Raw genomic sequence first — 238 nt, forward strand, 5'->3', positions numbered from 1 at the left:
GTTCCGCCGCGCGGGGAATGAGCGCTTTGCGACCATTCCGACCTTCAAGGTGCCGCACCGCACGGAGGAGGAGAGAGAGCAGTGGCTGCTCCGCCACATGCCGCTCATCTTGAAGCCGGACAACGGGCGCAGCTCCGAGGGCGTGTTCCGCATCGCAAACCGCGAGGCGCTGACCCGCGCGCTACTTGAGCTGCGCATGCTCGGCCGGGCGGAAGGCTATCTCGCACAGCCCTTTGTC

1 protein-coding gene is annotated in these 238 nt (G+C 66.8%); it reads left to right on the forward strand.

The genetic code is table 11. The annotated features are described in order from the left end of the window. Positions 1-238 (forward strand): hypothetical protein (locus ACSNOK_RS36105; RefSeq protein ID WP_436784877.1); only part of this gene is annotated, 238 nt, incomplete at both ends.

It is taken from the genome of Streptomyces sp. URMC 126 (genome assembly GCF_051386555.1).
Classification (GTDB): Bacteria; Actinomycetota; Actinomycetes; order Streptomycetales; family Streptomycetaceae; genus Streptomyces.